The sequence below is a fragment of the Pandoraea terrae genome (genome assembly GCF_902459695.1).
GTDB classification, from domain to species: domain Bacteria; phylum Pseudomonadota; class Gammaproteobacteria; order Burkholderiales; family Burkholderiaceae; genus Pandoraea; species Pandoraea terrae.
This window is the reverse complement of record NZ_CABPRZ010000042.1, coordinates 19,478-27,004: the sequence shown is the minus strand read 5'-3', so window position 1 is coordinate 27,004 and position 7,527 is coordinate 19,478. Positions and strand designations below refer to the sequence as shown.

Annotated in this window: 8 protein-coding genes; 5 read left to right on the top strand and 3 right to left on the bottom strand. The window is 64.7% G+C overall.

Translation table 11 applies throughout. The features are described from left to right. Window positions 1–1,140 (bottom strand): DNA mismatch repair endonuclease MutL (gene mutL / locus PTE30175_RS27150; RefSeq protein WP_420819685.1); only part of this gene is annotated, 1,140 nt, incomplete at its 3' end. Window positions 1,141–1,274: 134 nt separating this feature from the next. On the opposite strand from mutL, the gene PTE30175_RS27145 reads away from it, so the two are divergent. Then, window positions 1,275–1,943: a VTT domain-containing protein gene (locus tag PTE30175_RS27145; protein ID WP_150700182.1), complete on the top strand. Its 669-nt coding sequence runs from the start codon at window positions 1,275–1,277 to the stop codon at window positions 1,941–1,943. A gap of 86 nt (window positions 1,944–2,029) precedes the next feature. Here the strand turns inward: PTE30175_RS27145 and PTE30175_RS27140 are convergent, their stop codons facing one another. Together PTE30175_RS27140 and tsaE are read right to left on the bottom strand one after the other, a co-directional pair. Continuing rightward, the gene (locus PTE30175_RS27140) at window positions 2,030–3,469 is read right to left on the bottom strand and encodes an N-acetylmuramoyl-L-alanine amidase (RefSeq protein WP_224788998.1); all 1,440 of its coding nucleotides are present in this window, start codon (window positions 3,467–3,469) and stop codon (window positions 2,030–2,032) included. Then, on the bottom strand, window positions 3,463–4,035 hold the full coding sequence (gene tsaE / locus PTE30175_RS27135) for a tRNA (adenosine(37)-N6)-threonylcarbamoyltransferase complex ATPase subunit type 1 TsaE (RefSeq protein ID WP_150700180.1): 573 nt from the start codon (window positions 4,033–4,035) through the stop codon (window positions 3,463–3,465). Before tsaE ends, PTE30175_RS27140 begins: the two co-directional genes overlap by 7 nt. A gap of 17 nt (window positions 4,036–4,052) precedes the next feature. Here tsaE and queG point away from each other — a divergent pair, with 17 nt between their 5' ends. The 4 genes from queG to plsY all read left to right on the top strand — a co-directional run bounded on the left by queG (window position 4,053) and on the right by plsY (window position 7,508). Then, window positions 4,053–5,246: a tRNA epoxyqueuosine(34) reductase QueG gene (gene queG, locus PTE30175_RS27130; protein ID WP_150700179.1), complete on the top strand. Its 1,194-nt coding sequence runs from the start codon at window positions 4,053–4,055 to the stop codon at window positions 5,244–5,246. Further along, window positions 5,243–6,241 (top strand): site-specific tyrosine recombinase XerD, encoded by a 999-nt coding sequence (gene xerD / locus PTE30175_RS27125; RefSeq protein ID WP_150700178.1) that lies wholly within the window; start codon window positions 5,243–5,245, stop codon window positions 6,239–6,241. Before queG ends, xerD begins: the two co-directional genes overlap by 4 nt. Before the next feature lie 22 nt (window positions 6,242–6,263). Next, window positions 6,264–6,755 carry a Cys-tRNA(Pro) deacylase gene (gene ybaK / locus PTE30175_RS27120; protein WP_150700177.1) on the top strand — a complete coding sequence of 164 codons (492 nt, stop codon included), beginning with the start codon at window positions 6,264–6,266 and terminating at the stop codon, window positions 6,753–6,755. A gap of 147 nt (window positions 6,756–6,902) precedes the next feature. After that, on the top strand, window positions 6,903–7,508 hold the full coding sequence (gene plsY / locus PTE30175_RS27115; protein WP_150700176.1) for a glycerol-3-phosphate 1-O-acyltransferase PlsY: 606 nt from the start codon (window positions 6,903–6,905) through the stop codon (window positions 7,506–7,508). Window positions 7,509–7,527: the final 19 nt, after the last annotated feature.

Genomic DNA, 7,527 nt, shown 5'->3' with positions numbered 1-7,527 from the left:
GCCCGTTAGCGGCAGCGTGCCCGCCCCCGGGGCGATGCCGCCGCCGTCGGTCAGATGGGCCGAATGCGTGGCGCCGCCGCTGCCGGCCGCCCGGGCGAGCGCCCGCTGCACGCCGTGAAACACGAATTGGTGAACGCTGCGCGCATCGCGGAAACGGACTTCGATCTTCGACGGATGGACGTTGACGTCGACCAGCTGCGGCGGCAGATCGAAGTAGATGACGTAGGCAGGGTAGCGTTCGCCATGCAGCACGTCTTCATACGCCGCCCGCACGGCGTGCGTGAGCAGTTTGTCGCGAACGAACCGTCCGTTCACGAAGAAGAACTGCTGGTCGGCGCGGCCACGGCTGGCGGTCGGCAGGCCGACGAACCCGGAAAGCCGCAGCTCTGCCGCGCCTTCGTCGAGTACCAGATGCGCGTTGGCGAAATCGCCGCCGAGCACGCGCGCGACCCGGGCCGCGGGTTCCGCCGCGTTCCAGTGTTCGACGGCCCGGTTGTTGTGCAGGATCGAGAAGCCGACTTCGGGCCGTGCGAGGGCACTGCGGCGGATGACGTCCATGCAGTGGCCGAACTCGGTCTGTTCGGTCTTCAGGAACTTGCGCCGCGCGGGCGTATTGAAATACAGGTCCCGTACGTCGACCGTGGTGCCGACGGGACCGGCGGCGGGCGTGATCGCCCCGGTATTGCCGTCGATCGCGGTGGCGTGCGCGGCGTCCGTATGACGGCTCGTCAGGGTGAGCTGGGCGACCGAGGCGATGGACGCGAGCGCTTCGCCGCGAAAGCCGAGCGTGAGCACCGATTCGAGCTCTTCGAGACTGCGGATCTTGCTGGTGGCGTGACGCGTGAGCGCAAGCGGCAACTGTTCGGGCGGCATGCCGCCGCCGTCGTCGGTGATGGCGATGCGGCGTACACCGCCTTCTTCGAGCTTGATCTGGAGGGCGCGCGCGCCGGCGTCGAGCGCGTTCTCGAGCAATTCCTTGACGACGGACGCGGGCCGTTCCACGACTTCCCCGGCCGCGATCTGGCTGATCAGCTGGTCAGGAAGGACACGGATCTCGCGGCGCGGCGTCGGCGTGGCGGGGCTCGGCGCCGGATGGGCGGGGGTCGGATCGGAGGCGGGATTCGATGACATGGGAACCATTATAAAGGTAGCCCTCAAAGACATAGGGTTTCGGCCCTCGGCGCCCTACCCGTCACGCCCGGCGAGCGGACTGGTATCATGCCTGCGTCGCGCGCCCATGGGGTCGGGCCGGCGTCCTTCTTTGAGGAATCGACTTGGATACTTTGCTGCAACTGCTCGAGATGGTTCTCCATATCGACAAACACTTGGGCGTTTTCATTGATCAGTACGGGAACTGGGTCTATCTGTTCCTCTTCATGATCGTATTTGTCGAAACGGGCCTCGTGCTGGTGCCGTTCCTGCCCGGCGACTCGCTGCTGTTCATCGGCGGAGCGTTTGCGGCCACGGGCGCCATGGATCCCTGGCTGCTGGGCGTGCTGCTGTTCGTGGCCGCAACCACCGGCAATACGCTCAATTACTGGATCGGGAGCATGATCGGCACGAAGGTCTATGAGCGGAACTGGCGCCTTCTCGACCGTGACGCCCTGCGCAAGACACACGATTTCTACGAGCATCACGGCGGCAAGACCATCGTCATCGCCCGTTTCGTGCCGGTCGTGCGTACCTTCGCCCCGTTCGTTGCGGGGATCTCGCAGATGACCTGGCAGCGCTTTCAGCTGTACAACGTCGTCGGCGCCTTCATCTGGGTGGTGCTGCTGGTCGGTGGCGGCTACCTGTTCGGCAATTTGCCGATCGTGAAGCAGTACCTGAACGTGATCGTGCTGGTGGGCCTGGCCGCTGCCGTCGTCCCGATCGCGCTCGGCGCCCTTTGGAAGCTGCTCACGCGCGGCCGCAGGCGCGTCGTTGATCCGCAAGGAAAGTAAGCGGTCACAAAAAACGCGCACGACAGACGTAAAAAACGCGGCCACGTAGGCGAATACGGGCCGCGTTTCTTTTTTCCGGGGGCGGATTACGTGGTGCGGTTCTTGGCGATCGGCGGGTTCTTGGCGAAATAGGCCTTGATGCCGGTGAGCAGGGCGTCCGCGAGTTTTTCCTGATAGGCCGGGTCGTTCAGGCGCGATTCTTCTTCGGGATTGCTGATGAACGCGGTTTCGACGAGCACCGAAGGAATGTCCGGAGCCTTGAGCACAGCGAAGCCGGCCTGTTCGACATTCGCGCTATGCAGCTTGTTGAGGCCGCCGATCTGGCGCAGCAGGGCGCTGCCGAACTGCTTGCTGTCGCGGATTTGCGCCGTCGTCGACATGTCGAGCAGGGCGTGTGCGACGGCGCGGTCGTTCGTCTTGATGTTGACGCCGCCGATCAGGTCGGACGCGTTCTGGGTTTTTTCGAGCAGACGGGCCGTGGTGGATGACGCGCCGCGCTCGGACAGGGCGAACACGGACGAGCCGCGCGCCTCCGGCGAAGTGAAGGCGTCGGCGTGGATCGACATGAACAGGTCGGCCTCGACACGCCGCGCTTTCTGGACGCGCACGCCGAGCGGCACGAAGAAATCCGCGTCGCGCGTCATCATGGCGCGCATGTTCGGCTGTGCGTCGATCTTGTCGCGCAGGCGCTTGGCGATCTGCAGCACCACGACTTTCTCGTACGAGCCGCGATGGCCGACGGCACCCGGATCTTCGCCGCCATGGCCAGGATCGAGGGCGATGGTGAGCAGCCGCGCGGTTTTCGCGCCGCGCGCCGGCGGCAGGGCGGGCGCGTCGTCGTCGTCATCCTGGCGTTGGGCGAGCTGCGGCGATTTGTCGGCAGGCTTCGCTGCAGGCTTGCCGGTCTGCGACGGTTGACGGCCCGACGGTTTCGTATCGCCCTGAGCGTATTTCCGGAAAAACGCCTCACTGTCTTCGCTGCCGGCCGCGCCGCCGCTCTGGGCGAAGGCTTCGGCCTTGCGCTCGGACTTGGCGAGCAGCTCCATCAGCGGATCGGGTTCGACGGCAGGGTACAGGTCGAAAACGGTGCGATATTGATAGCCAGCGACCGGGGGCAGGGTGAACGACTGCGGTTTCACGCCGGTCTTGAGGTCGAACACCATGCGTACGACGCCGGGCTTGTATTGGCCGACTCGGACCTGGCTGATCTGGGGGTCGTTTGGCTGGATCTTGGCGACGAGATCGCGCAGCGCGGCGTTCATTTCCAGGCCGTCGAGATCGATCACGAAACGGTTGGGGCTCTCCATCAGCGTCTGCTGGAACGGGACCGCAGTGTCCGTTTCGAGCGTGACGCGCGTGTAGTCCTTGGCCGGCCAGACGCGCACGGCGACGATGGTGTTGCCGAACGCAAGACGGGGCCCGGCCAGCGCGAGGATCAGCGTGGATGCGCCCGTGCGCAGCGCGCGGCGCCGGCCGGCGTCGAGCGTGGATGAATCGTCGGTGCGTCGAAAGCGTTTGATCAGCATGAGTAAAGGCAGGCGAGGCCGGCCGGGGTGCCGGCAGTGACAGTCAGACGGCGCCCATCGCCTTCGGGTTCCAACGCCAGTGTCAAATCAGGGGTGCCGAGCAATCCGGCGGCCTTTTCAGGCCATTCGACCAGGCACAGGGCGTCGCCGGCAAAATGTTCGCGAAAGCCGGTGTCGTGCCATTCGGCCGGATCGCCGAAGCGGTACAGATCGAAATGATAGACCGGCAGCGGTCCGTTGGGGGTACTGATGTTGTATGGTTCACACAACGTGTAGGTGGGACTTTTCACACGGCCGACATGTCCGAGGGCACGCAAAAGCGCGCGCACGAAGGTGGTCTTGCCGGCGCCGAGGTCGCCTGAGAGCTGCACATGCAGTCCCCGTTTGCCTGAGGGGGCGGTGGCCATGCGCGCGACGATGGCCTGCGCGAGGCGGGCGGCAAATGTCTCGGTGGCAGGCTCGTCAGGCAGTGCGAAGATGCGTGGCCCGGGGGTGCCGGAAATTTGACCGGGCGCGTCGCCGACAGGATCGTCAGAAGTGCCGCCGGCCGCAGGATATTCGGGCATTGCGTAAAATGGAGTGAATGAAAGCTTCCGTGATTTTCCCCGCTCCCGCCGCACAAGTCGAGACTTCGTCGACATCCGGTGTTGCCGATGCGCCGCACGCGTCCCTGGACGCCGCCGCGCTGGCGGCGCTCGCCACCCGCATCAAGACCTGGGGACGCGAACTCGGTTTCGGCAGGATCGGTATCGCGGACACGGATCTGGAGCACGCGGAAGCGGGCCTGCAAGCCTGGCTGGACGCGGGTTGCCACGGGGACATGGATTATATGGCCAACCACGGGATGAAGCGCGCGCGGCCGGCCGAACTGGTCCCGGGCACGTTGCGGGTCATCAGCGCCCGCATGGACTATCTGCCCCAGGACACCGATCCCGCCACATGGCGCGCGCAAGAAGATGTGCGCCAACAGGATCCGAACGCAGCGGTGGTGTCCGTCTATGCACGCGGCCGCGATTACCACAAGGTACTGCGTAGCCGTCTTCAGCAACTGGCAGATCGGATTTCGGCCGAGATCGGTCCGTTCGGGTATCGGGTGTTTACGGACTCCGCGCCGGTATTGGAAGTGGCGTTGGCGCAAAAGGCGGGTATCGGCTGGCGCGGAAAGCATACCTTGCTGCTCAGCCGTGACGCGGGGTCGATGTTCTTCCTGGGCGAGTTGTTTGTCGATGTCCCGCTGCCGGTAGATGTCTCCCTCGACGCCGGCGAGTTTTGCGGGCAATGCCGGCGCTGCCAGGAAGTTTGCCCGACCGGCGCGATCGTCTCGCCATATCGCGTCGATGCCCGGTTGTGTGTGTCGTACCTGACGATCGAGCACAAAGGTGCCATCCCGGAAGCGCTGCGCGCCAAGATGGGCAATCGTGTCTATGGCTGTGACGATTGCCAACTCTTCTGCCCCTGGAACAAGTTTGCCCGGCCGTCACCGCTGACAGATTTCGCGCCGCGCAATCGCCTCGACGCGGCGTCGCTGGCCGAGCTGTTTGCCTGGACGGAAAGCGAGTTTCTCGAACGGCTCTCCGGCAGCGCCATCCGGCGCATCGGTCATGAGCGCTGGCTGCGCAATCTCGCCGTGGGTCTCGGAAATGCGTTGCGGGCCGCAGCCGATGAAACCGCTCGCGCCCCGTTGCGCGCTGCGTTGACCGCGCGTGCCGACCATCCGTCCGCACTGGTCCGGGAGCATGTCGCCTGGGCGTTGGCGCAGGAAGGCGTGAGCCCATGACATCCTCCGCGTTGCCCGACGATCTGCACGACAACGCGCACGACCCGGCGCTCGAAGACGAACATGACACCGGCCGCATCGCTTTCGATCCGGATTGCGCATCGTATCTGGCCAGCGCGGCGCTGATCGACACGTTCAACGACACCGTCTGGCTGGAAGACGGCCTCGCCGGCAATACGCTCGAAGCGTATCGGCGCGATCTGCGCCTTTTCGCCGAATGGCTGAGCGGTTCGCTGGACAAGTCGCTCGACAGCGCCACGGAAGCTGACCTCACCGCCTATCTCGCCTATCGGCGGGCCAGCCTCGCGAGCAGCGTCAATCGCAGGCTGTCCGTCTTCAAACGCTTTTATCAATGGGCGCTGCGCGAACATCATTGCGCTTCGGACCCTTGCCTGCGCATCGCTTCGGCGAAACGTCCGCCGCGATTGCCGTCCACACTGTCGGAGACCCAGGTCGAGGCGCTGTTGGCCGCCCCCGACGTCAGCACGCCGCTCGGTCTGCGAGACCGCGCCATGCTCGAAGTGATGTACGCTAGCGGGTTGCGCGTGTCGGAACTGGTGTCGCTCAAGACGATCGAAGTCGGGCTCAACGAAGGTGTTCTGCGGATTTTCGGGAAGGGTGCGAAAGAGCGGCTCGTGCCATTCGGCGACGAAGCCGGCGCGTGGCTCGACCGCTACCTGCGCGAGAGCCGGGCCGTACTGCTGGGTGGCCGCGCGTGCGATACGCTGTTCGTCACGCAACGCGGCGATGGCATGACGCGCCAGGCGTTCTGGTATCTGATCAAGCGTTATGCGCAATTGGCGGATATTCATGCGCCGCTGTCGCCGCACACGCTGCGGCACGCGTTCGCCACGCATCTGATCAATCACGGCGCCGACCTGCGCGTCGTGCAATTGCTGCTCGGTCACGCGGATATTTCCACCACGCAAATCTATACGCACGTGGCGCGCGAACGTCTCAAGACGCTTCACGCCCGGCATCACCCGCGCGGCTGACTTTTTTTATTACAATGGCGCGATGAGCAAGGCCAAACACGTCTCGGAAACGCCCGCCACACAGTTTCTGAAGAAGCATAATGTGGCGTTCACCGAGCATGTCTACGAGTATGTCGAGCATGGCGGCACCGGGGAGTCGGCACGGCAATTGGGTGTCGAGGAACATGCTGTCGTCAAGACGCTGGTGATGGAAGACGAGAAGGCGCGCCCGCTGATCGTGCTGATGCACGGCGACCGGACCGTCTCCACCAAGAATCTCGCCCGCCAGATCGGCGCGAAACGCATCGAACCCTGCAAGCCCGAGGTCGCACAGCGGCATTCCGGTTTCCTGGTCGGCGGCACGTCGCCTTTCGGCACCAGGCGGGCGATGATCGTCTACGTGGAGTCGAGCATCCTCGCGCTGCCGCGAATCTATATCAACGGCGGGCGCCGCGGCTATCTGATCGGGATTGCGCCGCAAGTGCTGCAGAATACGCTGAACGCGAAGCCCGTGCTGTGCGCGCTTGACGATTGAGCCGCACGGCGCCTTCGCCGGTTTGCCGCAAGCGCGACGGGGTGCAGACGCGCATCGCGCGCGCAACCCCGTGTTTGCCAGAATCGGGACGTTTGCGCAGCTCTTGTAGAATGGCGGCCATCTCAATAAGAAGGCACCCCGAAGTTCATGTCCACCCTGGTTTTCGTTCTCATCGCCTATCTGATCGGTTCGTTGCCGTTCGCCGTGATCGTCAGCCGTACGATGGGCCTCGCCGATCCGCGCTCCTACGGCTCGGGCAATCCCGGCGCGACCAATGTCCTGCGCTCGGGCAACAAGCTTGCGGCCGTGCTTACGCTCGTCGGCGACGCCTTCAAGGGCTGGCTGGCCGTTTTTCTGGCGGAACGCTTTGCCGGGGCCTGGGGTGTCGGCGACTTCGGCCTTGCCGCCGTGGCGTTGGCCGTGTTCATGGGGCACCTGTATCCGGTATTCCTGCGCTTCGCAGGCGGCAAGGGCGTCGCCACGGCGGCCGGTGTGCTGCTGGCGATCTCGCCGGTGCTGGGGCTCGCCGTGATCGCCACGTGGCTTATTGTCGCGGTGTTCTTCCGCTATTCGTCGCTGGCCGCGCTCGTGTCGGCGGTGTTCGCGCCGCTGTTCTATGTGCTGATGTTCGGTTTCGGCCCGTATGCGCCAGCCGTGATCGCCATGGCCGTGCTGCTGATCTATCGCCATCGCGGCAATATTGCGAAGCTGATGGCCGGCAAGGAAAGCCGGATCGGTCAGAAGAAGTCGTAAGCCGACGCCGCGCAAGTGG

Coding starts and splice junctions, on each gene's coding strand:
- queG (WP_150700179.1), top strand. CDS start 4,053: ATGAAAGCTTCCGTGATTTTCCCCGCTCCCGCCGCACAAGTCGAGACT.
- tsaE (WP_150700180.1), bottom strand. CDS start 4,035: ATGCCCGAATATCCTGCGGCCGGCGGCACTTCTGACGATCCTGTCGGC.
- PTE30175_RS27140 (WP_224788998.1), bottom strand. CDS start 3,469: ATGCTGATCAAACGCTTTCGACGCACCGACGATTCATCCACGCTCGAC.
- xerD (WP_150700178.1), top strand. CDS start 5,243: ATGACATCCTCCGCGTTGCCCGACGATCTGCACGACAACGCGCACGAC.
- ybaK (WP_150700177.1), top strand. CDS start 6,264: ATGAGCAAGGCCAAACACGTCTCGGAAACGCCCGCCACACAGTTTCTG.
- plsY (WP_150700176.1), top strand. CDS start 6,903: ATGTCCACCCTGGTTTTCGTTCTCATCGCCTATCTGATCGGTTCGTTG.